Genomic DNA, 23,635 nt, shown 5'->3' on the forward strand with positions numbered 1-23,635 from the left:
GGCCCCCAACTCGCACGCAAGTGATGGGGGTTCAGGAAGACCACGCATCCCTCGTCCCGCCCGCTTTGGTTCCACTGCCCAGCCCCTCCCCCTCCCCGCCCCCCCGCCCCCCCGCCACGGAGCCGTACAGCGCGTAGCACACGGCGTCCAGGACGGAGGTCTTCCCGGCGCCGGTCGGCCCGTGCAGCAGGAAGATCCCGGCGGCCGACAGGTCGTCGAAGTCGACGGTCTGGGACCCGCCGAAGGGCCCGAACGCGGTGATCTCGAGCTGGTGCAGCCTCACCGCGCCACTTCCCGCACGGCCTCGTCCGCACGCGCCGCGTCGAACGCGTCCCGCAGGACCACCTGTTCGCGTGCGTCGGGTCCGGCGCCGCGCACGTGGGCCACGAAGTCCTCCGCGATCTGCTGGTCGGTGCGCCCGGCGAGCCGCCTGGCGTACGACACGGCGGGGTCGTCCGCCGCCCGTTCGGGGTCGAAGACGAGGCTGAGCGTGTGCGGGAAGCGCTCGCTGAGCCGGGCCATGGGGTCGGCGGGGCGGACCGGGTCGGTGAGGGTCGCCTCGACCCAGGCCTCCTCGTGCCGGCCGAGGTCCGGGTCGGCGAGCAGGTCCTCCAGGTGTCCGCGGATGCGGGCCAGCGCGCGCGGGACCGGGCAGTCGACGCGCTCGGCGGTGACGGAACCATCGGCGTCCAGGTCGACGAGCCACATGGTCTTGCGGTGCTCGGCCTCCGAGAAGGAGTACGGCAGCGGGGAGCCGGAGTAGCGCACACGCCCGGTGATGGTCTGACAGCCGTGCAGGTGCCCGAGTGCCGCGTAGTCGACGCCGTCGAAGACGCCGGCGGGCACGGCGGCCACTCCCCCGACCGTGATGTCCCGCTCGCTGTCGCTGGCCTCGCCACCGGTGACGAAGGCGTGCGCGAGGACGACGGAACGGGTGCCGGGCGCGCGCCTGGCGAGGTCCGCTCGGACACGGTCCATGGCGGCCGCGAGCACGGCCTCGTGCCCGGCCCCCCGGTCCATGCCGAACTCGTCCTTCACCAGGGCGGGTTCGAGGTAGGGCAGGCCGTAGAAGGCCACGTCACCATGGGTGTCGGACAGCACCACCGGCGTGCCGCACGCCGAGGGATCGGTCCGCAGGTGGATGCCCGCGCGGTCGATGAGGCCCGCACCCACGCCCAGCCGGCGGGCCGAGTCGTGGTTGCCGGAGATCATCACGGTGGGAACGCCGAGGTCGGCGAGGCGGTGCAGGGCGTCGTCGAACAGCTCGACCGCGGCGAGCGGCGGCACCGCGCGGTCGTACACGTCCCCCGACACGACGACCGCGTCCACGCCGCGCTCGCGCACGGTCGTGACGAGATGGCCGATGAACTCCGCCTGGGCTCCGAGCATGTTCACCCGGTGAAACGCCCGGCCGAGATGCCAGTCGGAAGTGTGCAGCAATCTCACAAATCCACTCCGACCCGCATATCTCCCCCTGCAACTCCCCTGGAACCAGCACGAACCGATACAAGCTCGCCGTCAGCATCCACCACGCTAACGCCTGTCGGCACCTGATCCACCACGAACCTCGGACCGTCACGCCCATCCGACAGCAGATGACAGGGAATGTCCTTGATGCGCTGATTGGCGAAGTGGCCGCGCCGGCTGTGGGGTCAGGCGTCCCCGTACGCCTCCCCGCCCAGTTCGAACCCGGCCGTTCCCGCGGTCGTGTCCGCGAGCCATGCCCGGAAGGCCTCGACGTCGGCGTCCGGCAGGCCGATCTCGATCGTGACCGCCTCGCCGTAGCGCACGTCCCGTACCTGGCGGCCCGTCGCCCGCAGGTCGTTGTGGACCTTGCCGGCGCGCTGGTGGTCGACCGTCACCGTGGCCAGCCGGAAGCGGCGGCGGGTGAGGGTGCCGAGGCTGTCCAGGGCCTCGCCGACCACTCCGCCGTAGGCCCGGATGAGCCCGCCCGCGCCGAGTTTGACGCCGCCGTAGTAGCGGGTGACGACGGCGACGACGTACCGCATGTCGCGGCGCAGCAGCATCTGCAGCATGGGGACACCCGCGGTACCGCCGGGCTCTCCGTCGTCGCTCGCCTTCTGGATCGCGGCGTCGGCGCCGATGACGTACGCGAAGCAGTTGTGCGTGGCGTCCGCGTGCCGCTTCCGGATGCCCGCGACGAAGTCCTGGGCCTCCTGCTCGGTGGCCGCCGGGGCGAGGGCGCACAGGAAGCGGGAGCGGTTGACCTCGGTCTCGTGCACGCCCGCGCGGGCCACAGTGCGGTACTCGTCCTGCATCGGGCCACCCTATGCGGGCTGGTCCGCCTCCCCGTCCTCGGCCGTCTCGCGGTCACTTCTTCTTGCCGCGCGCGACGATCACGTCCGTCAGCAGGGCCGTGCCCGGGGCGAGGTCCGACCAGACGGTTCCGCGCCAGGCGAGTACCGCGATCGCCGAGGTCGGGAACTTCAGGCGGACCTCGTCCAGCGCGTCGTCGAGGCCGTCCCCCGCGAGGTCGAGGACCAGTTCCTCCAGGCCGGGGTTGTGCCCCGTCAGCAGCAGCGTGTCGACCTGTGCGGGCGCCTCGTGCACGACGGCCAGCAGATCGGAGACGTCCGCCGCGTACACCCGCCTCTCGAACCGCACCGGCGGCGGTGTGCCCCACTGCGCGGAGGCCAGCTCCCAGGTCTGCCGGGCGCGCACGGCGGTGGAGCACACGGCGAGGTCCGGCAACAGGTCCGCCTCGGCGAGGGCCCGGCCCGCGGCCGGCGCGTCCCGGCGGCCGCGCGGGGCGAGGGGGCGTTCGTGGTCGGGGACGCCCTGGGGCCAGGCGGACTTGGCGTGCCGCAGGACGAGCAGGTGACGCAGCGGGCCCGCTCCCGCCCGGGCGATCACGCCGCCGATCCCACGTCGCGGGTGAGTTCGAGACCCAGGAGACGGTCGGCGTAGGCGTACGTCTCGAAGCGGGCGCCTTCCGGCAGGTCCGAGGTCTCCACCGACCCGAGGACGCGGAGCACCGCGCACACGTCCAGGTCGTCCTCCCAGGCGGTACGGAGCTCTTCGCGCACCTCCTCGGGAATCGCCCGCGACGGCTTGCGCGCCCAGTCGGCGACCGCGCGCCGCCACCGTACGAGGGTCTCGCGGGCCTCACCCAGCGCGTCCGCGTCGAGCCGCACGGGCTCGCTCCGGTGCCGGGAGAGCAGCGCGAGGCGTACGTCGGCGGGGTCGGCGCCCTCCGGGATCGGGATCGCGGGGGATGCCTGGTCCACGGGGCCGACGGTGACGCGGACGCCGTCGGGGGCGGGCCCGTTCTCGGCCACCACGTGGATGACCTGGGCCTGCCCCGGCCCCGACGAGACCCCCGCCTCCCGGCTGTCCTCGAACGGCCGGATGCCGAGGGCCGCCGCGGCCGCCCGCAGTTCCGCCTGCTGCGGCTCCCCCGTCAGCAGCGCCCAGACGGGCGTGCCACCGATTTCGAGGGCCCGGAACAGGACGTCGGCGACGAGCAGCACCCGCAGCGCGGTGGTGTCGCCGCCCGCCACATGGGCGTGGACGCGGGTCAGACCCCGGCGGGCGGGGGCGGGGTCGACGGGCTCGCCGGTTCGGTCGTCGATGATGCGCAGCACGAAGTGAGCGTAGGCGGGCGGACAGCACCGCGCCACCGCCTGACCGAACACCCGTTCAGGTCAGCGTGCCCAGAAACCGCACATGCGGCCGCTCCTCGGGCCCCTCCCGGGTCACGGCGGCCCGCACTCCGTACACCTCGGCGATGAGCCGCTCGGTCAGGACGTCGCCCGGGGTACCGCCCGCCACGACCCGGCCGGTGTGCAGGACGACCACCCGGTCGCAGTACATCGCGGCGAGGTTGAGGTCGTGCAGGGCGACGACGGTGGTGACCGGGAGGGCGGTGACCAGGGACAGCAGGTCGAGCTGGTGGTGGATGTCGAGGTGGTTGGTGGGTTCGTCGAGGAGGAGTTCGCGGGGCTCCTGGGCGAGCGCGCGGGCGATCTGGACCCGCTGGCGCTCACCGCCCGACAGGGTGTGCCAGGGCTGGTCGGCGCGGTCGCCGAGCCCGGCACGGTCCAGGGCCGACCGAACGGCCCGCTCGTCGTGGGCGGCGGCGGGCGTCCAGGCGCGGCGGTGCGGGACCCGGCCGAGTCGTACGACGTCCAGGACCGTCAACTCGACCTGGGTGTCGGCCTGTTGCTCGACCACGGCGAGGCGCCGGGCGACCTCGCGGCGGGGCAGGCCGGCCAGGGGCGTGCCGTCGAGCGTGACGACACCGGCGCTCGGACCGAGCAGGCCGGCCAGCACGCGCAGCAGTGTGGACTTGCCGGAGCCGTTGGGGCCGAGGAGGCCGACGGTGGAGCCCTGGTCGGGCGCGAGGGTGACGCCGTCGAGGATGAGGCGACCGTCGGCTCGACGGCTCACGCGGTCGGCGCGCAGGCCGCCCGTGGCCGTGGCGCCGGGCACGTCGGATGCCGTGCGCACGGTCTCCTTCACCGCACCCTCCGCGTCCGGTACAGCACCGCCACGAAGGCCGGTACTCCGATCAGGGACGTCACCACACCCACGGGCACCTCCTGCGGGTCGAGAACCGTGCGGGCCAGCGTGTCGACCCACACCAGGAAGACCGCCCCGGCCAGCGCGGTGACCGGCAGCAGCCGGGCGTGGCCCGGGCCGACCAGGGCGCGGGCGGCGTGCGGCAGCACCAGGCCGACGAAGCCGATGGCGCCGGCCGAGCTGACCAGCGCGGCCGTGAGCAGGGCCGTGACGCACAGCAGCACCAGACGGGTGCGGGCCACCGACACCCCGAGGGCGGCCGCCGCGTCCTGCCCGAAGGCGAAGGCGTCGAGGGTGCGGGCGTACGACAGGCAGACCACCAGGGCCACGGCCAGGACGGCGAAGCACACCCACACGTCGGTCCAGCCCGCCCCGCCGAGCGAGCCGAGGAGCCAGAAGAGGACGCCCCTGGTGGTCTCGGCGTCGGCCGCGGTCATCACGATGAACGAGGTCAGAGCGGAGAAGAGCTGCATGGCGGCGACGCCGGCGAGGACCACCAGGTCGGTGCTGCCGCCGAGCGTGTGGCTGAGGAACAGCACGAGCGCGAAGGACACCAGGGCGCCCAGGAACGCGCCCGCCGGGACGGACACCGCGCCCCCGCCGACGCCCAGCACGACCACCAGCACGGCCCCGGTCGACGCGCCCGAGGACACTCCGAGGACGAAGGGGTCGGCGAGCGGGTTGCGCAGCAGCGACTGCATCACCGCCCCGCACACGGCGAGTCCGGCGCCGCACACGGCCGCGAGGAGCGTGCGCGGCAGTCTGAGCTGCCACACGATGCCGTCCCGGATCGGTGTCAACTCCGAGGTTCCGAGGCCCAGATGGGCCGCGACGACGGACCACACGTCGGCGACCTCGATGTCGGCCGGGCCGATGGTGATGGCGAGGGCGAGGGAGCAGCACAGCAGGACCGTCCCGGCCGCACCGAGCAGGACCGCCCGGGCGGTCACTTCACGAGCCCGAAGTCGCGCAGGCCCGCCGCGACCTTCTCCACGCCCTCGATCGTGCGGATGGTCGGGTTCATGGCCTGCCCGCTGAGCTGGACGTACCGCCGGTGCCGGACGGCGGTCATGTTCCTGGTGACCGGGTTGGACTCCAGGAAGGCGATCTTCTTCCGGGCCGACTCGGCGGTCTGCGACTTGCGGGTCAGGTCGCCGATGACGAGGACGTCGGGGTCGCGGTCGGCGACCGTCTCCCAGTTGATCTGCGGCCATTCGTCGTGCGTGTCGTCGAAGACGTTCCTGGCACCCAGGGAGCGGGTGATGACGCCGGGAGCGCCGCAGCAGCCCGCCATGTAGGGCGACTCGGAGTTGGCGAACCAGTACAGGAGGGTCACGTCGGAGGCGTCGATGCCGGCGGTCGCCCTGGTCATCCGCGCCTCGAGTTGCCCGACGAGTTTCTCGCCCCGTTCCCTCACCCCGAAGACGGCGGCGAGGTCCCGTATTTCGCCGTAGACGGCCTCGGCGGTCAGGGGCTCGGAGCGTGCGCCGTCCCCGTCGCCGGAGTTGTCCTTGCCGGCGCAGTCGGACGGGGAGACGTAGGTGGGCACGCCCAGCTTCTCGAACTGCTCGCGCGAGGCCACTCCCCCCTTCCCCAGCGTGGAGACGAAGGAGGCGGCGACGAAGTCCGGCTCGGCGTCCAGGACGCGCTCGAAGGAGGGGTTGTTGTCGGCGATCCGCTCCACGGTGGCGTTCGCCTTCTCCAGGCCCTTCATCACGGGGTCGGTCCAGGTCGCCGTGCCCGCCATCCGGTCGGCCAGCCCGAGGGAGAGCATGATCTCGGTGGTGCCCTGGTTGAGGGAGACGGCCCGCTCGGGCGGGGCCTCGACCCGCACCGTACGGCCGCAGTTGTCGAGGCTGACGGCGGCCTTCGCATCGGTGGTGGCGGCGTCGCCGCAGCCGGTCAGGAGCAGGGATCCGGCCGTGAGCAGGGCGGAGGGAAGGGCAAGGCGTGCTGTCTGCACGGAGTGGTCCTCGATCGTCGAGGGCTCGAACGCGGAGCCCGGTCGTACGGTGCTCCCCCGCCGTATGTCACCGCGAGGGCCGCCAGCAGGTCTTCGGACTCGGGATCGTCCGGTCGGGGCGCCTTCCCAGACGACATACGCGTCGTCCAGTGGCCGAGGCCCCGCCCGTCACCCTCACCGCTGCGCGTCAGCTCCGGATTCGCACCGGATTCCCTGACCCACGTGTCATGGGTTCGACTGGCCCCGGCAAGCTATCACGGAGGGGAATCACCGGTCGCGGCGCGCTGTTGTGCCAGAGGTCAGAGCGTTCACGAGCCCCAGGGAGACCCACGGTGTACGGCGACGAGGCAACGGTCCGCAAGATCCTCACCGGGCTCGGCGACACCTGGGCCGTGGTCGGCCTGTCGTCGAACCGGCAGCGCGCCGCGTACGGCGTGGCCGAGGTGCTCCAGCGCTACGGCAAGCGGGTCGTCCCGGTGCATCCCAAGGCGGAGACCGTCCACGGGGAGCGCGGGTACGCCTCGCTCGCGGACATCCCCTTCGACGTGGACGTCGTGGACGTGTTCGTGAACAGCGACCTCGCCGGGGCGGTCGCCGACGAGGCGGTGGCGAGGGGTGCGCAGGCGGTCTGGTTCCAGCTCGGGGTCATCGACGAGGCCGCGTACGACCGCACCCGGGCCGCGGGCCTGGAGATGGTGATGGACCGCTGCCCGGCGATCGAGATCCCCCGCCTGGGCTGACGGACGCTCTCGCCGCCACCTGCCCGCGGCGTCCGTCCACGATCCGCGAATCGCTCCGGGACGCACCGACATAATGTTCGGGTGACCTCCACCCCTTCCCCCGACTCCGGTGCTCCGCAACGCTTTCCGGTCGTCGTCGTGGGCGCCGGGCCCGCCGGGCTCACCGTCGGCAACATCCTGCGGGCCGCCGGCGTCGACTGCCTGGTCCTGGAGACGGAGACGCGCGAGTTCATCGAGCAGCGGCCGCGGGCGGGCGTCATCGAGGAGTGGGCCGTGCGCGGGCTCCAGCAGCGCGGTCTCGTGGACACCCTGCTGCAGCGCGCGCAGCTCCACACCGAGTGCGAGTTCCGCTTCGGCGGTGAGCGCTTCCGCTTCTCGTACGTCGAGCTGACGGGGACTCACCACTTCGTCTATCCGCAGCCGCTGCTGGTGACGGACCTGGTGCGCGAGTACGCGGACGTGCGCGGCGGGCAGGTGCGGTTCGGTGTGCGGGGCGTCCGGCTGCACGACCTGGACACCGACCATCCCTCGGTGTCCTACGTCCCGGCGGAGTCGGGCGAGCGGGAGGTCGTCGCGTGCGACTTCGTCGCGGGGTGCGACGGGGGGCGCGGGGTGAGCGGTGGCGCCCTGCCCGAGCAGGCGCACATCTCCCGGCACGACTACGGCATCGGCTGGCTGGCGCTGCTCGCCGAGGCGCCTCCGTCCAACGACTGTGTCGTGTTCGGCATCCATCCGAACGGCTTCGCCGGGCACATGGCCCGCAGCCCCGAGGTGACCCGGTACTACCTGGAGTGCCCGCCCGGCGACGACCCGGAGAACTGGTCGCACGAACGCGTCTGGTCCGAGCTCCAGGAGCGGCTCGCGGCCACGGGCCTCGGTCCGCTCACCGAGGGGCGGCTGATCGAGAAGCGCGTCCTGGACATGCACAGTCACGTGGTCGAACCCATGGTGTTCGGCCGGCTCTTCCTGGCCGGGGACGCCGCCCACCTGACCGCCCCCATCGCGGCGAAGGGCATGAACCTCGCTCTGCACGACGCCTTCCTCCTCGGCGACGCCCTCGCCGGGTACCTCACCCACGGCGACGAGTCCGGCCTGGACGGCTATTCGGAGGCGTGCCTGCGGCGGGTGTGGGACTACCAGGAGTTCTCGCAGTGGCTCTCCGAGGTCTACCACGGCACCTCGTCGGGCGACCCCTACCGCGCGGGCACCACCTTCGCCCGGCTCCGCCGTCTGTTCACCTCGCCCGCCGCCGGGGCGGCCTTCGCCGAGCAGTATCTGGGCACGGCCACCGCGTACTGATCCGGCCGGGCCGGGTGCGTCAGTCGTGCGGCGGCCGGTCGGTGAGCCGGTGGTCCGCCACGTTCAGCGCCTCGTCCACCAGTCGGCGCAGATGGCCGTCGGGCAGGCTGTAGACCACCCGGCGGCCTTCCTTGCGCGTGTTCACCAGGCCGGCCAGCCGCAGCCTGGCCAGGTGCTGGCTGACGGCCGGCCGGGCCGCCCCGCACGCCTTGGTGAGCGTCGTGACGTCGGCCTCTCCCGCGACCAGCGCGTGCAGCAGGGTGAGGCGGGTCCGGTCGCCGAGCAGGGCGAGCAGCTCGGCGGCGAGCGCGAACTGCTCCTCGCCCGGGGTGCGCGGGTGCGCATCGTTCGCAGGTGACAGGTGCATGCGTGCGCTCATACGCACATAATGGCGTCGTGGGCGTCGCGCGTCCACTCCGCACGCCGGAAGGGGACCCACGTGAACGACCGACACCACCACGACCACGGGCACGACCGACACCACCACGACCACGGCCACGGCCATCACCACGACGCCCCTCACCACCACCCGCCCTCCGGCCTGCGCCGCCGCCTCACCCACCTCCTCACCCCTCACTCCCACGAGAGTGCCGACAAGCTCGACTCCGCCCTGGAGTCCTCGGCCCGCGGCATGCGGGCCCTGTGGATCTCGCTGGCGGTGCTGGGCGCGACGGCCCTGGCGCAGGCGTTCGTGGTGGCCGTCTCCGGGTCGGTCGCGCTGCTCGGCGACACGGTGCACAACACCGCGGACGCGCTGACCGCCGTGCCGCTCGGGATCGCGTTCGTGCTCGGCCGGCGCGCGGCGACCCGCCGCTTCACCTACGGCTACGGCCGCGCCGAGGACCTCGCGGGCATCGTGATCGTGCTGACGATCGCCGCGTCGGCGGCCTTCGCGGGCTGGGTGGCGATGGACCGGCTGCTCGATCCGCGGCCCGTCGAGCACGTGCCGGCGGTCGCGGTGGCCGCGCTGGCCGGTTTCGCGGGCAACGAGTGGGTGGCCCGATACCGGATCCGGGTCGGCCGTGACATCGGCTCGGCCGCGCTGGTCGCGGACGGTCTGCACGCCCGTACGGACGGATTCACGTCCCTGGCCGTGCTGTTGGGCGCGGGCGGCTCGGCCCTGGGGTGGCAACTGGCCGACCCCATCGTCGGACTGGCGATCACGGCCGCCATCACCCTGGTGCTGCGGGACGCGGCGCGCGAGGTGTTCCGGCGGGTGATGGACGCCGTCGACCCGGCGCTGGTGGACCGCGCCGAGCAGGCCCTGCGGGAGGTAGACGGGGTCCGGGAGGTGGGCGAGCTGCGGCTGCGCTGGATCGGGCACCGGCTGCGCGCCGAGGTGGCGGTCGTGGTGGACGGCGAGGCCACGGTACGCCAGGCGCACGGCATCGCCGTGGACGCCGAACACGCCCTGCTGCACGCCGTCCCGCGCCTCACCGCGGCCCTGGTGCACGCGGACCCGGCACCGGTGCCGGGCGAGGCGGATCCTCACCACGCCCTCGCCCACCACGGGGCGGCCTGAGCGTCAGGCGACCCCCAGCCCTTCCAGCACCACCGCGCCCGGCAGCTCCTCGAACGCCTTCCCCGGCACCAGCAGCTTGCCGCGCCGCCGTCCGCTGCCCACCAGGACGTACGGCAGCTCGACGACGGCGGAGTCCACCAGCACGGGCCAGCCCTCGGGCAGTCCGATCGGGGTGACGCCGCCGTACTCCATGCCGGTTCGACCCGTCGCCGTGTCCATCGAGGCGAAGGAGGCCTTGCGGGCGCCGAGCTGTCGGCGGACGACGCCGTTGACGTCGACCCGGGTGGTGGAGAGCACGACGCACGCGGCCAGGGTGCTCTCGCCGCCGCGCTTGCCCGCGACGACCACGCAGTTCGCCGACTGCTCCAGCAGGTCGCGCCCGTAGTGCTCCACGAAGACGGCGGTGTCGGCCCACCGCGGGTCGGTGTCGACGTAGACGATCTGCTCGGCGGGGACGCTGCCGCTCCAGCGGCGTACGGCGTCGGCGACCGGGCCGGTCAGCTCGTCGAGGCAGTCGGGGGCGGGAGTGGCGCGGTCGAAGTGACCGATGGGTGCGTCCATGGCCGCACGCTAACAAAGCCGTACGGCCGTCTCAGTGCACGGGCGGGACGGAGACGGCCATCAGCATCCGCATCGCAACGTCGCCCTGATTGCCGTACGTGTGCGGGGTGTTGGCCTCGAAGGAGGCGGTCGCGCCCGCCGGGACGCGGTACTCCACGCCGTCCACGGTGAGGGTCAGTTCGCCTTCGGTGACGTGGAGCAGTTCGGCGGTGCCGGTGGGGTGCGGGTCGGAGGAACTGTTCTCGCCCGGCATCAGCCGCCACTCCCACATCTCCAGCGGGCCGGGGGCCTCGGTGCCGGCGAGGAGGAGGTTGTAGCTGCCTGCGTCCGTGTGCCACAGCCGTACGGCCTGCTCGGCGGGGACGACCCGGACCGTCGGCCCCTGTTCGTAGTCGAGCAGGGTGGTGATGCTGATCCCCAGCGCGTCGCCGATCTTGACGACCGTGCCGAGGCTGGGGTTGGTGCGGGACTGCTCGATCTGGATGAGCATGCCGCGGCTGACTCCGGCCCGGGCGGCGAGCACGTCGAGGGTGAAGCCGCGCACCGCGCGCCAGTGCCTGACGTTGCGTGCCAGGGACTGGGTCAGCAGGTCGAGGTCCGACACATTCCGTCCAACGTCTAGTCACAGTCATGGATGAGAGAGGGGAGAGTTCAGTTCTCCGAACTGCGGTGGGTGCACCCCATCGTTCACCGAACTGTACTGCGGGGCCAACCGGCGGTGGGGGTGGGAGCTTCTGGCGACGGGCTGAGTCAGTCCAGCTCGGCGAGCTTCGCCGCGGTCTCGTCGTCCAGGTCCGCCAGCCTGCGCAGCTGTTCCGGGGTGACCCCCGCGGGAATCGGGACCGGTGCCGGCGTCCGGAGCGGCGGCTGCCAGCCGTCGCCGGGAGTCCAGCGCCGCACGACCCGGGCGGGCGCCCCCGCCACGACGGCGTGATCGGGCACCACACCGCGGACCACCGCTCCGGCGGCGACGACCACGTTCCGCCCGATCCGCGCGCCGGGCAGGATCACCGCCCCCGTCCCGATCCAGCAGCCCGGCCCGATCTCCACCGGCTCCATCCGGGGCCACTGCTTGCCGATCGGCTCGTGCGGGTCGTCGTAGGAGTGGTTGGTGGACGTGACGTACACGTACGGCCCGAAGTAGCAGTCGCTGCCGATGGTGACCGTCGTGTCGGCGATGACATGGCTGCCCCGGCCGAGGACGACTCCGTCGCCGATGCGCAGGATGGGATCCGGTCCGAGGTCGAGGTCGGGCATCAGACCGGCGGTCAGGGTGACCTGTTCGCCGACGATGCAGTGCGACCCGAGGTGGATCCAGGGTTCGCCGAAGACCGTGCCGAGCGGGAAGGCCAGCCGGGTGCCCGTGCCCAGTGCGCCGAAGCGGAACCGTCCCGGGTGTTCGGCGGTGACGGAGCCGGTGCGCTGCACCCAGGCCCAGCCCGCGTGGACGGCCCGCTGCGCGAGGCCGCGCGGCCAGGATGAGAACGTGTTCTTGCGCTTCGACACGCGCTCACCGTACTCAGCGTCACGTGAGCCGATGAGACCGAGGGGCTGTGATCTGCGCCCCACCCGGTGGCGTACGGTGCCGGTGTTGTCGGCGACGGGAGAGGGCGATGGGGCAGAAGGCTTTGATCACGGGCATCGGCGGCAGGGAACCGAACATCCACGAGGAGGCGTTCGTGGCGCCCACCGCCTCGGTGATCGGGGACGTGACCCTGGAGGCCGGGGCGAGTGTCTGGTACGGCGCGGTGCTGCGCGGCGACGTCGAGCGGATCTCCGTCGGAGCGCAGAGCAACATCCAGGACAACTGCACGCTCCACGCCGACCCCGGCTTCCCCGTCACGATCGGCGAGCGGGTGTCCGTCGGTCACAACGCCGTCGTCCATGGAGCGAGCGTCTGGAACGACTGCCTGATCGGCATGGGGGCGACGATCCTCAACGGCGCGGTGATCGGGGCGGGTTCCCTGGTCGCCGCGCAGGCGTTGGTGCCGCAGGGCATGCAGGTACCCCCCGGCTCACTCGTCGCGGGCGTCCCCGCGAAGGTGAGGCGGGAGCTGACGGAGGAGGAGCGTCAGGGGGTCACGCTGAACGGCACGCTGTACGCGGACCTGGCGAAGACGCACAGCGAAGTGCATCAGGACTGAGGGGTCCTTTCACTATGAGCGTCCGATCAGGTCGCGTGGTCTGGTGCCGTGCATCGCAAGGCGCCGGAGCGACCTCGTGGCGGAGCCACGTGGGCGTTTCGGCAACGCGGCGAGGTGCGGTGCCAGACCACGCGACCCGGACGGGCATAGTGAAAGGACCCCTAAGTGTCAGTCGGCGGCCGGGACGGGTACCGGCTCGGGCTCGGCCGCCTGCTTCTGAGCCGTCACGTTCTTCGCCTTGCGCTTCAGCACCAGCATCGACGTGAGCCCCACCAGCACCGCCGCCACCAGCCCCAGCCACGAGAACCGCTTCAGCCACGACTCGGCGACGATCCCGACGTAGTAGATGACGGCCGTCGTGCCGCCCGCCCACAGGATCCCGCCGAGCACGTTGGCGATCAGGAACTTCCAGTACGGCATCCGCAGCACACCCGCGAGCGGCCCGGCGAAGATCCGCAGCAGGGCGACGAAGCGGCCGAAGAAGACGGCCCACATGCCCCACTTCTCGAAGGACCGCTCGGCCGTGGCGATGTGTCCCTCGCTGAAGTGCCTGGGGAACTTCCGCCCGAGCCAGGCGAGCAGCGGGCGTCCGCCCTTGCGGCCGATGGCGTAGCCGATGGAGTCGCCGACGATGGCACCGACGGTGGCACACACGCCGAGAATCACCGGGTCGATGCCCGCGTGTTGCGAGGACAGCAGTGCGGCCGACACCAGGATGATCTCGCCGGGCAGCGGGATGCCCAGGCTCTCCAGACCGATGACGATTCCCACGAGGGCGTAGACGGCGACCGCGGGCACCGTGTCGAGCCAGTCCTGGACGTGCAACGCCGGTTCCTCCGATTCGCGTCCCTGCATTCCCCGCGTGCCCCGGTGAACAGGCGCACGCCCGGGAAGCCTACCGGGTCACCGGGACGCCTCGGCGCCCCACAGGTCGCACTGGTGTTCCCGGCTCACGGTACGAGGACGGTGACCACTTTGAGGGGGTGGCCCCTTCGGCGGACCGACTACCCGAGGACCGTGTCGACGGTGGTGGTGACGGTCGTCGTGACGGTGTCGGCGACCGAGCCCGCCGTGTCCCGTACGGCGCCCGGGAGGGCCGCCACCTCCTCCACGGATGCGGCCGGCACGCGGTCGTCGCCGGAGGTGTCGGTGCCGACCTGGGCCATCCGCCTCTCGACATGCGGCGGCGCGAGCGGCTGGTCGCCCTGCGGCTCCTCGGCGCCCTCGGGCGGTGGATCGGCGTCGGGCGTCGGAGCGGCGGCGGTCGGCGGTGAGCCCGGGGCCCCTGGGCCGTCGTCCCGCGTCTCGCCCCGCTCTTCCGCGCCGCCGGTGTCACCGCTCACCGGCTCCAGCACCCACCGCTGTTCCGCCGATCCGTCCCGCTCGGCGACGACCAGCGCCTTCCCGGGGCCGGGCGCGACGAGCAGGCCTCCGCCCCGGCGCAGCAGCAGTTCGCCGCGGACGGTGAGGTCGTAGCGGACCTCACCGGCGTGCACCAGGCAGTCGGCCAGGACGACCGAGCCCTCGTCGGCGTCGGCGTCCAGGCAGAGGGTGGGAGCGAGGGCGCTGCGCAGCAGACCGTCGTCCTGGTACGACCACTGCTGGGACCGGGCTGTCGAACACGCCGTCAGGACGGTCCCGGCGCCGTTCTCGGTCCTGCCCCCGGGTACGTCGAGGCAGAGTCCGGCGACGACGTTGCGGAGCCTGCCGTGTCCGACCTCGACGCGGTTGCCCACGGACGCGGCGGACGGGGATCCGGCGGACGGGGCCTCGTCGACGGCGCCCGGGGAGACGGCGCCCGGGGAGACGGAGTTGCCGCTGGCCGCGCCCCAGGTGGCGCGGGGTCCGGGAACGCCGCTCTCGTCGGACCAGCCCTTGGCGACCAGCACGGTCACGAGAAGGGCGAGGGACGTCAGACCGGCGCCCACGAGCATGGCCTTGTGATGCCGGCGCGGCGCGGTGAGGCGGCCGGCCTGAGCAGGGCGGTGGCGGCCGCCGTGACCGGGACGCGGGACGAGACCCGCAGTCGACGCGGTCTGGTCGTTCCCCCGGCCGGGCCGCGAGTCGAGATAGCGGCGGGCACCCCAGCCGAGCACCGTCTCGGCGAGCAGGTCTTCCAGTCCGTCGTCGAAATGGCTGAGCTGCTCGGCCGCGTGCCGGCAGTACCGGCACGCCATCAGATGCTGTTGGACATCGGGCAGCAGGCCTCCGCCCCGGCGAATGGGGACGTCGAGGAGGCGGTTGTAGAAGCGGCATTCCGTGGTGGGTGCCAGTTCCCGGTGGGCCCGTACGCAGCCCGTGCGGAATTGCTCGCGTGCCTGCTCCAGGGCGGCCGACGCCCTGGCCGTGTCCACTCCCAGCAGACCGGCCGGTACGGATATGGGCTCGGCCTCGACCTCCGTGTGCCACAGCAGGCATTGGGAGGCTCCAGGAAGGGCCTGGAATGCGCGCTCGGCGAGCTGTCGCCTTTCGGGGGTGACCGACCTCGCGGCGCGCAGACCACGGCCGCCGGTCGGTTTGCGGAGTTCCGGCAGTACGGCGGAAATGCCGTCGTCCGCGGCCCACTCCTTGACGGTCTCCCGAACGGCTCGCAGGAGCCGGGGCCGTACCGCACCGCCGCCCCCCGGTCCCAGCACGCGGTGGAACGCGGCGGCGGCCGCCATGGAGGCGGAACCCTCCGAGGAGACCAGGCAGATGGCCGCGTAGTCGTAGGTCGCCCGCCAGTGCCGGGCCATCAGGAGCGCGACGGCGTGGGCGTCCGTGCCGGCCGCGTCGAGCCGGGCCATGAGATCGCGGTCGGATTCCCCGGGGCTGGATCCGGGCCGTGGCGGGTACGGGGGACGTGGGGGGTGGGGGGATTGCACTGGACCAATTCCTTCCAAGCCGCAGGACGGCATGCGAAATGCGCGTCCGTAGGAAAGCAGGTGCCTGATTGGTGCATACCTATGCCGCGTCAGGTGCGGGGCCGTTATGGGCAGTGGTTATGAGCGGTCGATCAAGGGGGCGCTCACTTTCGCACAAACGACTCACAGGAAACAAGAAGTTCGAGTGACCCAGGTTCAAAAAGCGGCGACTTCAGAAAATTTACCGGCGGTATCCGTACCCGCATTCGAAAGACAGCGGAGTCGGCCCGTCAAGTTGTGTGCGGCGAACACCCGTTGGCACACGCAATCTCCAAGTTCCCGCCCCACAGCGCCCTCGAGCCGGAGCAGGCGCCCGCCGACCCAGGGTGACGCGGTGCGACTGGACGCGGTGCGTGACCCGGCCCGCCCGGTCGTCATTCACCACACATCCGCCAGGGCGAGCCCCTCGGCCTCGGCCACACGGCGCCCTCCGCGCCCGCCGCCAGGTCGGCGACCAGCCGTTCGCCGTCCTGCTCGGTGACGATCACATCGACCCGCGCGAGACCTGCTCAGCCGACGGGTCCAGCTCTACGGCCGCGCGGCCATGAAGCCGACCTACGAAGGAGACGCGGTCCGCGTCACCGGCCCGGCCGGCCGGCCGTCGCCACAGGACGCGCCCAGCGCGTACGCCGTCATCGGCCGCCACGCCCTCGACCCCGCCGTCTTCGACGCCCTGGAACGCACCCCGCCCGGGCGCGGCGGCGAGATCCGCTCAGCCGTTGGGCCGCAGCGTCCACACGACCGTCATCTCGGTGGTGACCGTTCCGTCCGCGCGCTGGATGGCGACGGTCACCGGGAACTCCGGGCGCTTGCCCTCGTCGAGTTCGGCGACGACGTCGGCAGCGGGGCGGCCGAGCGTGGCGGTGGCGGTGACGGGACCCAGGGCGATCTTCCTGAACGCGATCTCGGCGGTGACCGGAAGCGGCACGGCGCGGGAGAGCTGGTCCCCGAAGGCGGCCAGGACGATCGCACCACTGGCCGACTCCCCCAGCGTGAACATCGCGCCGGCGTGCGGCCCGCCGACGTGGTTGCGGTACTCGCTCTGGTCCGGAAGGGCCAGGACGGCCTTCTCCGGAGTGGTCTCCAGGTACTCCAGGTTCAGCGTGCGAACCATCGGCACCGTGGCGGCGAGCAATTCGCCGATGGACATCTGATCTGCGTTCATGCCGACATGTTACCCATGAGTAGCCTCGCGGGGCCAGAGTCGCGGAATGATCGCCGTATCGTTACGGCCCATGTGGCCAGGAGAGCAGCCGCCGGGGGGCGGGCAGAGTCCGCAGCAACGCCCGGCCGAGGAAAACCCCTACCGGCAGTCCGGTTACCAACAGGCGAATCCGTACGCCCCACAGCAGCCGCCCCCGTGGGAGGCGCCCACCGCGCCCGGCGGCGTACCTGTTCCCGGGCCGCCGGGCGGCGGGCGTCGTACGAAGGTGATCGCGATCACCCTGGCGGCGGCCGTGGTCGTGGGCTCCGCCGTGACCGGGGCCGTCCTTCTGGGCGGCGGCACGGACGACGAGGCCGGCCCCGGTCCGACGGCTTCGGTGGCCTCGGTGTCGCCCTCCGTGTCCGGGAATCCTCGCGCCGCCGACGGCATGTCGCCCACCGTGGCCGGCTGGAAGACCGTGGTGAACCCCGACCTGGGTGTCGCGTTCGACGTGCCGTCGAACTGGGCGCTGCGGTCGACGAGTTGGGTCTCCTGGGTCTCGGAGGACGACGACCCGGAGGACAAGCCCCTCGTCGCGATGAAGGCCCCCGCCATCCTCAAGGAGCAGTGGTGCGGGTCGGACGACGACAAGGACGGCAGGACGGACCACACGGCGCTGGCGAGTGTCGGCACCAGAAACAACAACGGGGCCAGGAGCACCGAGGCGGCGGCCCGCGCCGACTCCTCGGCCTGGGTCTACGGCGCCTACACCCAGCCGCACCGCGAGAAGGTCACGACCGGCCCGGTCACCTCCTTCACCACCGCCTCCGGTCTCACCGGCAGTACCGCCACGTCGACGTCCGCCGGAGTCGCCAAGAAGGGCAAGTGCGACACCGACGGCAAGGCGACGACCTTCGCCTTCCAGGACGCGGACGGTGACTTCGCGTCCTGGTCGCTCGTCGGCGCCGCGGGCGTCGGTGACGAGGTGCCGGACGCCACGGTGGAGAAGATCATGAAGACCGTACGGCTCTACACGTCCGGGGACGAGCGCTGATTGCTACGTCCCTGACAAGGACCGGTGACCAAAACGTGTCCCGGGCGGGGCTAGGGTGGCTGCCCATGTGGCCAGGACAGCAGCCGCCCGGGGGCGAGCAGAACCCGCAGCAGCAGAACAACCCGTACCAGCAGCCGGGGTACCAGCAGCCGAATCCGTATCAGCAGCCCGGGTTCCAGCAGCCCAACCCCTATGCGCAGCAGCCGCAGTGGGGCGCTCCGGCGCCGGCGGGCGCGCCCGCACCGCCGCCGCCCGGCGGCGGTGGCGGCCGGACGAAGGTCGTCGCGATCGTGGCGGCGCTGGCCGTGGTCGTGGCCGCCGGTGTGACCGGATTCCTGGTCCTGGGCGGCGACAAGGACGACGAGGCGGACGGCGGCAAGGATGCGAAGCCGTCCGCGAGCGCGTCCACCGAGCCGAGCGCGTCGGCCTCCGAGGAGAACCCGCGCGGCGGTGACGCCGAGCAGGCCACCATCGAGGGCTGGAAGATCGTCGTCAACCCCAAGTGGGGCACGGCCTTCGACGTGCCGGCGGACTGGGAGGTGCAGTCCCCGTCGTCGGCCGTCGCCTTCGAGGAGGAGAACTCCGACGACCTCAAGCCGATCATCACGATGTCGGCGCCGGCGATCCTCAAGTCCAACTGGTGCGAGTCCGACGACGACAAGGACGGCCGCACCGACACCATGTCCCTGGCCGCGACGGGCACCAAGGGTGCCAACGGCGCCAAGAACACCGACGAGATCGCGATCAACACCCCGGCCTGGTGGGTCTTCGGCGGCTACACACAGCCCGACAAGAAGAGCATCACGATCGACAAGAAGGCCACGCCCTACACCACCACGTCCGGCATCAAGGGCAGTTACGCCTGGGCGTCGTCGAAGGACACACCCGCGACGGGCAAGTGCGTGACCGACGGCAAGGCGATCACCTTCGGCTTCAAGAACTCGGCCGGTGACTTCGTGTCGTGGAACTTCTACGGGGCCAAGGGCGTCAAGGAAGAGGTCTCCAAGGAGACCATCATGAAGATCCTCAGCACGGTACGGGTGCACGGAACTCCGACGGGCTGAGGACGGTCTTTCGGTCCTGGCCGGCCGGGACCGGCAGAGCCGGGCGGCTGCCGTGTCGGTGCGGCAGCGGGTCAGCCGATACCGAACGCCCCGTCGGGGGGCACGGGTGACGGTACGGCGTCCTCGTCCCGCACGGGTCGGGCGCCGCCGATGAACTTCCGCAGGGCGGGCCCGTGTTCGACGCGGGCCGGGAAGGCGTCGGAGGCGGTGCGGCGGGCCAGGGCCGGCGTGTCGAGCGGGTGGTGCGCGGCGACGAGCACCGCGTTGCCGAAGCGGCGCCCGCGCAGCACGGCCGGCTCGGCGATCAGCATCAGCTCCTCGAACACCTCGGCGAAGGTGGCGAGTTGGGAGCGGAGGAAGTCGAAGGGCGCGGCGTCGGCCAGGTTCGCCAGGTAGACGCCCTCGCCGCGCAGCACCCGAGCGGTCTCGCGGGCGTAGGTGACGGACGTCAGGTGCGCGGGCACCCTGGAGCCGCCGAAGACGTCGGCGACGAGGACGTCGGCGGATTCCGCGGGGGCTGATTCCAGCCAGGCGCGGGCATCGGCAGCGTGCAGCGCGATCCCCGCGCCCTCGGACAGCGGCAGATGCTCCGCGACGAGGTCCAGCAGGCCTCGGTCCGCCTCCACGACGTCCTGTCGCGAGCCGGGCCGGGTCGCCGCCAGGTACCGGGGCAGGGTGAGCGCGCCCCCGCCGAGGTGCAGCACGTCCAGCGCACGCCCCGCCTCCGCGACGATGTCCAGAACATGCCCGAGCCGCCGCGCGTACTCGAACTCCAGGTGCTCCGGCTCGTCCAGGTCGACGTACGACTGCGGCGCCCCGTCCACCGTCAGCAGCCAGGCCCGCTCCCGGTCGACGTCGGGCATCAGCTTGGCGGTCCCGTGATCGACGTCGCGGGTGACGGGTATGGGCTCGTTCACCTTCACATTGTGCCTGTGCCGCGGCGCTCCCCTCAGCGGCGTGCGGAACCGCGCGACCGGTCACAACGGCCCCGCGGTCCCCCACGCCCACCGGCCGCCCTCAGACGACGGCGGTCACGGTCCCGGCCCCGACGGTCCTGCCACCCTCACGGATGGCGAATCCCAGCCCGGGCTCCAAAGGCACCTCACGTCCCAGCTCGACGGTCATCGTCACCGTCTCCCCGGGCCGGGCGACAGCGGCCTCCCCCAGGTCCACGTCCCCGACCACGTCCGCGGTCCGGATGTAGAACTGCGGCCGGTATCCGGTGGAGACCGGTGTCGTACGCCCGCCGTCGCGGCCGGACAGCAGATACACCTGTGCCGTGAACCGCCGCCGGGCCGGCACGCTGCCGGGCGCGGCCACCACATGCCCCCGCCGCACCGCGTCACGCGGCACGCCACGCAACAGCATCGCGACGTTGTCCCCGGCCTGGGCCTCCTCCATGGGCTTGCCGAACGTCTCCAAGCCGGTCACCACGCTCTCCACGCCCGCGCCGAGCACCTCGACCCGGTCCCCCAGGCGGAGCGTCCCCCGCTCGACCGCGCCCGTGACGACCGTGCCCCGGCCGGTGATGGTGAGCACGTTCTCCACCGGCATCAGGAACGGCGCGTCCAGATAGCGCTCGGGCATCGGCACGTACGTGTCCACCGCGTCGAGCAGCGCCTCGACGGACGCGGTCCAGCGCGGGTCCCCTTCGAGGGCCTTGAGCCCGGAGACACGTACGACGGGTACGGAGTCACCGCCGTAGCCGTGCGCGGTGAGCAGGTCGCGGACCTCCAGTTCGACGAGGTCGGCCAGCTCCTCGTCGGCCATGTCGGCCTTGTTCAGCGCCACGATCACGTGGTCCACGCCCACCTGCCGGGCGAGCAGCACGTGCTCGGCGGTCTGCGGCATGATCCCGTCCAGCGCGGACACCACGAGGATGGCCCCGTCGAGCTGTGCGGCGCCGGTGACCATGTTCTTGACGTAGTCGGCGTGGCCGGGCATGTCCACGTGCGCGTAGTGCCGGGTGTCGGTCTCGTACTCGACGTGCGCGATGTTGATGGTGATGCCCCGAGCCGCCTCCTCCGGCGCCCGGTCGATGCGGTCGAAGGGCACGAACGTGCCGGAGCCGCGCTCGGCCAGCACCTTGGTGATGGCGGCGGTCAGGGTGGTCTTGCCGTGGTCGACGTGGCCCATCGTGCCGATGTTCAGATGCGGTTTGGTGCGCACGTATGCCGTCTTGGGCATGGCGATACCTCGAAGCTTCTTCGTGGAAAATCCGGGGACCCCTAGGACTCGCCGACCCTCCCCCTGCGGGGTCCGCCGGACGATCCGGAGAGGGTCAGCTTCGGGCGCCGTCGACGGCGGTCAGGAAGGTGAGAGCGGCAGCCTTCGGGGCATCCGCGACCGCGGATGCTGCGAGGAGGAAGGCGAGCCGGTACATGACGCAGATCATGGCCGACGCGTTGTCCCACGTCGAATGGTTTTCCGCGGTGCCGAACCGCACAACGGACGGCATCCATACGGCGATCACACATATATGTCGGTTAGTGTCACCGAATGCTCGATGCCACCAACCGCTCTGGGGGCACCGCCACGGCCACTCCCCGGGCCGCCGCCACGGAGTTCGCCGTCGCCGTCCCCACTGCGGAGCTCGCCGGACCCGCTCCGGCGGGTCTCGCCGCGCGCTGCTCGAGAGTGCTGTTCTCTCCGTGGTCGCGCCTGTCCCTGCTCGTCGCCCTGCTCGCCGGGGCCGCGGCGGCCGTGCTGCTCTTCGAACCGCAGCGGCTGCTGGCGGACGGCTGGCCGCCGCAGCTCGGCGGAGCCGCGGCGGCGCTGGTGTTCGCTGCGGCGTACGGCCTGTGCACGGTCGCCTTCGTGCCCCGCCCGCTGCTGAACCTGGGGGCCGGCGCGCTCTTCGGCTCCCAACTGGGCGTCGGCTCGGCCATCGCGGGCACGGTGCTCGGTGCCGGGCTCGCCTTCGGTCTCGGCCGGGTGCTGGGGCAGGACGCGCTGCGCCCGCTGCTGCGCGGCCGGTGGCTGAAGGCCGCGGACGGGCAGCTCAGCCGGCACGGCTTCCGTTCGATGCTGGCGGCACGGCTGTTCCCCGGCGTGCCGTTCTGGGCCGCGAACTACTGCGCCGCCGTCTCCCGCATGGGCTGCGTCCCCTTCCTCGTGGCGACGGCGCTCGGTTCCATCCCGAACACCGCCGCGTACGTCGTCGCGGGTGCCCGGGCCTCGGCGCCGACCTCGCCGGCCTTCCTGATCGCGATGGCCTGCATCGCGCTGCCGGCGCTGGTGGGCGCGCTGGTGGCCTGGCGCAAGCGTCACCAGCTGCGCGCAGTCCGGTAGCACTCCGGACGGGTCCACGGGGCCGCCCGCCGCAGCCTCGGCCCCGGGCAGGCGAGCTGGGACGCGAGTGCTTCGAAGCGGTGTTCCCGTGGGGTCAGGCGCCCGCGAGACTCGACGGCGGCACCGGCCAGGCCTGGGCCGTCCTCACCGAGGCGGTCACACGGACTCCAGGACCATCGCGTTGGCGAGTCCGCCCGCCTCGCACATCGTCTGCAGGGCGTAGCGGGCGCCGCGCTCGCGCATCGCGTGCACGAGGGTGGTCGTCAGCCGGGTGCCGCTCGCGCCGAGCGGGTGGCCGAGGGCGATCGCGCCGCCGTGCACGTTGACCTTGGCGAGGTCGGCGCCGGTCTCCTGCTGCCAGGCCAGGACCACGCTGGAGAACGCCTCGTTGACCTCGAACAGGTCGATGTCGTCGAGGGACAGGCCCGCCCTGCGCAGCACCTTCTCCGTCGCCGGGATGACGCCGGTGAGCATGAGGATCGGGTCGGATCCGGTGACGGCGAAGCTGTGCAGCCGGGCCAGGGGGCGCAGGCCGAGGCGGGCCGCGGTCTCGCCGGACGTGATGAGCACGGCGGACGCCCCGTCGTTGATCGGGCTGGCGTTGCCCGCGGTGACGTTCCACTCGATCTGCGGGAAGCGCTCGGCGAAGCCGGGGTCGGCGTAGGCGGGTTGCAGACCGGCCAGGATCTCGGCGGTGCTGCCCGGTCGTACGCACTCGTCACGGGTGAGGCCCTCCAGGGGCGCGACCTCCGCGTCGAACAGGCCCGCGTCCCAGGCCGCGGCGGCCTTGTGGTGCGAGGAGAGGGCGAAGGCGTCCATCTGCTCGCGGGTGATCGACCACTTGGCGGCGATGAGCTCGGCGCTGATGCCCTGCGGGACCAGGCCCTCCCCGTAGCGCTCGGCGACTCCGGGGCCGAAGGGGTCCTTGCCGGCCGGCACGTTCGACCACATCGGCACCCGGCTCATGGACTCGACCCCGCAGGCGACGACGAGGTCGTACGCGCCGGAGATGACGCCCTGGGCGGCGAAGTGCACGGCCTGCTGGGAGGAGCCGCACTGGCGGTCCACGGTGGTCGCGGGGACGGTCTCCGGGAAGCCCGCCGACAGGACGGCGTAGCGGGTGGTGTTCATGGCCTGCTCGCCGACCTGGTCGACGGTGCCGCCGATGACGTCGTCGATCAGCGTGGGGTCGACGCCGGAACGCTCGACGAGGGTGCGCAGGGTGTGGGCGAGGAGTTCGACGGGGTGGACGTGCGCGAGGGCGCCGTTCGGCTTGCCCTTGCCCACGGGAGTGCGTACGGCTTCGACGATCACTGCGTCGCGCATGGTGCGGCCTCCAGGACGACTGCCAGGACCACCGGCGACTACCGGTGAGTAGGAAATCCGAACTCACCATAGCCTTGTAAGT

Annotated in this window: 25 protein-coding genes, 2 pseudogenes and 1 riboswitch; of the genes and pseudogenes, 8 read left to right on the forward strand and 19 right to left on the reverse strand. The window is 72.3% G+C overall.

Annotation, left to right across the window (positions count from 1 at the left end):
- Window positions 1–68 precede the first annotated feature (68 nt).
- The 8 genes and pseudogenes from ACZ5XS_RS09805 to ACZ5XS_RS09840 all read right to left on the reverse strand — a co-directional run.
- Window positions 69–283, reverse strand: a pseudogene (locus tag ACZ5XS_RS09805) (AAA family ATPase); the annotation flags it as partial.
- Window positions 280–1,446 (reverse strand): exonuclease SbcCD subunit D, encoded by a 1,167-nt coding sequence (locus ACZ5XS_RS09810; RefSeq protein WP_468649520.1) that lies wholly within the window; start codon window positions 1,444–1,446, stop codon window positions 280–282. The gene ACZ5XS_RS09810 and the pseudogene ACZ5XS_RS09805, both read right to left, overlap by 4 nt.
- A 206-nt stretch (window positions 1,447–1,652) precedes the next feature.
- Window positions 1,653–2,279 (reverse strand): YigZ family protein, encoded by a 627-nt coding sequence (locus tag ACZ5XS_RS09815; RefSeq protein ID WP_468649522.1) that lies wholly within the window; start codon window positions 2,277–2,279, stop codon window positions 1,653–1,655.
- Window positions 2,280–2,331: 52 nt separating this feature from the next.
- Window positions 2,332–2,874, reverse strand: coding sequence for a SixA phosphatase family protein (locus ACZ5XS_RS09820; RefSeq protein ID WP_468649524.1), 543 nt, complete (start codon window positions 2,872–2,874; stop codon window positions 2,332–2,334).
- On the reverse strand, window positions 2,871–3,605 hold the full coding sequence (locus ACZ5XS_RS09825) for a hypothetical protein (RefSeq protein ID WP_468649526.1): 735 nt from the start codon (window positions 3,603–3,605) through the stop codon (window positions 2,871–2,873). Before ACZ5XS_RS09825 ends, ACZ5XS_RS09820 begins: the two co-directional genes overlap by 4 nt.
- 55 nt (window positions 3,606–3,660) lie before the next feature.
- Window positions 3,661–4,470 carry an ABC transporter ATP-binding protein gene (locus ACZ5XS_RS09830; RefSeq protein ID WP_468649528.1) on the reverse strand — a complete coding sequence of 270 codons (810 nt, stop codon included), beginning with the start codon at window positions 4,468–4,470 and terminating at the stop codon, window positions 3,661–3,663.
- Between the two features lie 8 nt (window positions 4,471–4,478).
- A complete protein-coding gene (locus tag ACZ5XS_RS09835) occupies window positions 4,479–5,492 on the reverse strand; it encodes a FecCD family ABC transporter permease (protein ID WP_468649530.1) in 1,014 nt (337 codons plus the stop codon).
- Complete coding sequence (locus ACZ5XS_RS09840; protein ID WP_468649532.1) at window positions 5,489–6,505, reverse strand: ABC transporter substrate-binding protein; 1,017 nt, start codon at window positions 6,503–6,505, stop codon at window positions 5,489–5,491. Before ACZ5XS_RS09840 ends, ACZ5XS_RS09835 begins: the two co-directional genes overlap by 4 nt.
- 64 nt (window positions 6,506–6,569) lie before the next feature.
- Window positions 6,570–6,762, reverse strand: a riboswitch (cobalamin riboswitch).
- Window positions 6,763–6,837: 75 nt separating this feature from the next.
- On the opposite strand from ACZ5XS_RS09840, the gene ACZ5XS_RS09845 reads away from it, so the two are divergent.
- Both ACZ5XS_RS09845 and ACZ5XS_RS09850 read left to right on the forward strand, forming a co-directional pair.
- A complete protein-coding gene (locus ACZ5XS_RS09845) occupies window positions 6,838–7,245 on the forward strand; it encodes a CoA-binding protein (protein WP_468649534.1) in 408 nt (135 codons plus the stop codon).
- A gap of 81 nt (window positions 7,246–7,326) precedes the next feature.
- On the forward strand, window positions 7,327–8,544 hold the full coding sequence (locus ACZ5XS_RS09850; protein WP_468649536.1) for a 4-hydroxybenzoate 3-monooxygenase: 1,218 nt from the start codon (window positions 7,327–7,329) through the stop codon (window positions 8,542–8,544).
- A gap of 19 nt (window positions 8,545–8,563) precedes the next feature.
- Here the strand turns inward: ACZ5XS_RS09850 and ACZ5XS_RS09855 are convergent, their stop codons facing one another.
- Window positions 8,564–8,923 carry an ArsR/SmtB family transcription factor gene (locus ACZ5XS_RS09855; protein WP_468649538.1) on the reverse strand — a complete coding sequence of 120 codons (360 nt, stop codon included), beginning with the start codon at window positions 8,921–8,923 and terminating at the stop codon, window positions 8,564–8,566.
- 60 nt (window positions 8,924–8,983) lie between these two features.
- Here ACZ5XS_RS09855 and ACZ5XS_RS09860 point away from each other — a divergent pair, with 60 nt between their 5' ends.
- A complete protein-coding gene (locus ACZ5XS_RS09860) occupies window positions 8,984–10,066 on the forward strand; it encodes a cation diffusion facilitator family transporter (RefSeq protein WP_468649540.1) in 1,083 nt (360 codons plus the stop codon).
- Between the two features lie 3 nt (window positions 10,067–10,069).
- Here ACZ5XS_RS09860 and ACZ5XS_RS09865 read toward each other — a convergent pair whose 3' ends face one another.
- From ACZ5XS_RS09865 to ACZ5XS_RS09875, 3 genes are all read right to left on the reverse strand, one after another.
- Window positions 10,070–10,627: a YbaK/EbsC family protein gene (locus tag ACZ5XS_RS09865; RefSeq protein ID WP_468649542.1), complete on the reverse strand. Its 558-nt coding sequence runs from the start codon at window positions 10,625–10,627 to the stop codon at window positions 10,070–10,072.
- 31 nt (window positions 10,628–10,658) lie between these two features.
- Window positions 10,659–11,231: a helix-turn-helix domain-containing protein gene (locus tag ACZ5XS_RS09870; protein ID WP_468649544.1), complete on the reverse strand. Its 573-nt coding sequence runs from the start codon at window positions 11,229–11,231 to the stop codon at window positions 10,659–10,661.
- Between the two features lie 146 nt (window positions 11,232–11,377).
- A complete protein-coding gene (locus tag ACZ5XS_RS09875; protein ID WP_468649546.1) occupies window positions 11,378–12,133 on the reverse strand; it encodes an acyltransferase in 756 nt (251 codons plus the stop codon).
- Window positions 12,134–12,240: 107 nt separating this feature from the next.
- Here ACZ5XS_RS09875 and ACZ5XS_RS09880 point away from each other — a divergent pair, with 107 nt between their 5' ends.
- Window positions 12,241–12,771: a gamma carbonic anhydrase family protein gene (locus tag ACZ5XS_RS09880; RefSeq protein WP_468649548.1), complete on the forward strand. Its 531-nt coding sequence runs from the start codon at window positions 12,241–12,243 to the stop codon at window positions 12,769–12,771.
- Window positions 12,772–12,939: 168 nt separating this feature from the next.
- Here the strand turns inward: ACZ5XS_RS09880 and ACZ5XS_RS09885 are convergent, their stop codons facing one another.
- Together ACZ5XS_RS09885 and ACZ5XS_RS09890 are read right to left on the reverse strand one after the other, a co-directional pair.
- Complete coding sequence (locus ACZ5XS_RS09885) at window positions 12,940–13,596, reverse strand: DedA family protein (protein WP_468649550.1); 657 nt, start codon at window positions 13,594–13,596, stop codon at window positions 12,940–12,942.
- A 179-nt stretch (window positions 13,597–13,775) separates the two neighbouring features.
- Window positions 13,776–15,557, reverse strand: a complete 1,782-nt coding sequence (locus ACZ5XS_RS09890) for a ricin-type beta-trefoil lectin domain protein (RefSeq protein WP_468649552.1) — start codon at window positions 15,555–15,557, stop codon at window positions 13,776–13,778.
- 208 nt (window positions 15,558–15,765) lie between these two features.
- On the opposite strand from ACZ5XS_RS09890, the pseudogene ACZ5XS_RS09895 reads away from it, so the two are divergent.
- A pseudogene (locus tag ACZ5XS_RS09895) lies at window positions 15,766–16,386 on the forward strand (UTP--glucose-1-phosphate uridylyltransferase); the annotation flags it as partial.
- Here the strand turns inward: ACZ5XS_RS09895 and ACZ5XS_RS09900 are convergent.
- Entirely contained in the window at window positions 16,387–16,824 is a 438-nt protein-coding gene (locus ACZ5XS_RS09900; RefSeq protein WP_468649678.1) for a DUF4442 domain-containing protein, read from the reverse strand.
- An 85-nt stretch (window positions 16,825–16,909) separates the two neighbouring features.
- Between ACZ5XS_RS09900 and ACZ5XS_RS09905 the strand changes: the two genes are divergently transcribed.
- Complete coding sequence (locus ACZ5XS_RS09905; RefSeq protein ID WP_468649554.1) at window positions 16,910–17,872, forward strand: DUF8017 domain-containing protein; 963 nt, start codon at window positions 16,910–16,912, stop codon at window positions 17,870–17,872.
- Between the two features lie 65 nt (window positions 17,873–17,937).
- Window positions 17,938–18,936, forward strand: coding sequence for a DUF8017 domain-containing protein (locus tag ACZ5XS_RS09910; protein ID WP_468649556.1), 999 nt, complete (start codon window positions 17,938–17,940; stop codon window positions 18,934–18,936).
- Window positions 18,937–19,007: 71 nt separating this feature from the next.
- Here the strand turns inward: ACZ5XS_RS09910 and ACZ5XS_RS09915 are convergent, their stop codons facing one another.
- From ACZ5XS_RS09915 to ACZ5XS_RS09925, 3 genes are all read right to left on the reverse strand, one after another.
- Window positions 19,008–19,853 carry a spermidine synthase gene (locus ACZ5XS_RS09915; protein WP_468649557.1) on the reverse strand — a complete coding sequence of 282 codons (846 nt, stop codon included), beginning with the start codon at window positions 19,851–19,853 and terminating at the stop codon, window positions 19,008–19,010.
- 100 nt (window positions 19,854–19,953) lie between these two features.
- Window positions 19,954–21,123 (reverse strand): elongation factor Tu, encoded by a 1,170-nt coding sequence (gene tuf, locus ACZ5XS_RS09920; protein WP_217242100.1) that lies wholly within the window; start codon window positions 21,121–21,123, stop codon window positions 19,954–19,956.
- A gap of 94 nt (window positions 21,124–21,217) precedes the next feature.
- Window positions 21,218–21,382 (reverse strand): hypothetical protein, encoded by a 165-nt coding sequence (locus tag ACZ5XS_RS09925; RefSeq protein WP_468649684.1) that lies wholly within the window; start codon window positions 21,380–21,382, stop codon window positions 21,218–21,220.
- Between the two features lie 53 nt (window positions 21,383–21,435).
- On the opposite strand from ACZ5XS_RS09925, the gene ACZ5XS_RS09930 reads away from it, so the two are divergent.
- The gene (locus tag ACZ5XS_RS09930; RefSeq protein ID WP_468649559.1) at window positions 21,436–22,227 is read left to right on the forward strand and encodes a TVP38/TMEM64 family protein; all 792 of its coding nucleotides are present in this window, start codon (window positions 21,436–21,438) and stop codon (window positions 22,225–22,227) included.
- Window positions 22,228–22,383: 156 nt separating this feature from the next.
- On the opposite strand, the gene ACZ5XS_RS09935 is transcribed toward ACZ5XS_RS09930, so the two are convergent.
- Window positions 22,384–23,553, reverse strand: coding sequence for a thiolase family protein (locus ACZ5XS_RS09935; protein ID WP_468649561.1), 1,170 nt, complete (start codon window positions 23,551–23,553; stop codon window positions 22,384–22,386).
- Window positions 23,554–23,635: the final 82 nt, after the last annotated feature.

The sequence above is a fragment of the Streptomyces sp. NPDC033131 genome (assembly GCF_055578365.1).

Excerpts from the sequence above, each read along its gene's own strand:
- ACZ5XS_RS09815 (WP_468649522.1), bottom strand. The coding sequence starts at position 2,279 with ATGCAGGACGAGTACCGCACTGTGGCCCGCGCGGGCGTGCACGAGACC.
- ACZ5XS_RS09855 (WP_468649538.1), bottom strand. The coding sequence starts at position 8,923 with ATGAGCGCACGCATGCACCTGTCACCTGCGAACGATGCGCACCCGCGC.
- ACZ5XS_RS09865 (WP_468649542.1), bottom strand. The coding sequence starts at position 10,627 with ATGGACGCACCCATCGGTCACTTCGACCGCGCCACTCCCGCCCCCGAC.
- ACZ5XS_RS09880 (WP_468649548.1), top strand. The coding sequence starts at position 12,241 with ATGGGGCAGAAGGCTTTGATCACGGGCATCGGCGGCAGGGAACCGAAC.
- ACZ5XS_RS09890 (WP_468649552.1), bottom strand. The coding sequence starts at position 15,557 with ATGGCCCGGCTCGACGCGGCCGGCACGGACGCCCACGCCGTCGCGCTC.
- ACZ5XS_RS09900 (WP_468649678.1), bottom strand. The coding sequence starts at position 16,824 with ATGTCCATCGGCGAATTGCTCGCCGCCACGGTGCCGATGGTTCGCACG.
- ACZ5XS_RS09905 (WP_468649554.1), top strand. The coding sequence starts at position 16,910 with ATGTGGCCAGGAGAGCAGCCGCCGGGGGGCGGGCAGAGTCCGCAGCAA.
- ACZ5XS_RS09910 (WP_468649556.1), top strand. The coding sequence starts at position 17,938 with ATGTGGCCAGGACAGCAGCCGCCCGGGGGCGAGCAGAACCCGCAGCAG.
- tuf (WP_217242100.1), bottom strand. The coding sequence starts at position 21,123 with ATGCCCAAGACGGCATACGTGCGCACCAAACCGCATCTGAACATCGGC.
- ACZ5XS_RS09930 (WP_468649559.1), top strand. The coding sequence starts at position 21,436 with ATGCTCGATGCCACCAACCGCTCTGGGGGCACCGCCACGGCCACTCCC.
- ACZ5XS_RS09935 (WP_468649561.1), bottom strand. The coding sequence starts at position 23,553 with ATGCGCGACGCAGTGATCGTCGAAGCCGTACGCACTCCCGTGGGCAAG.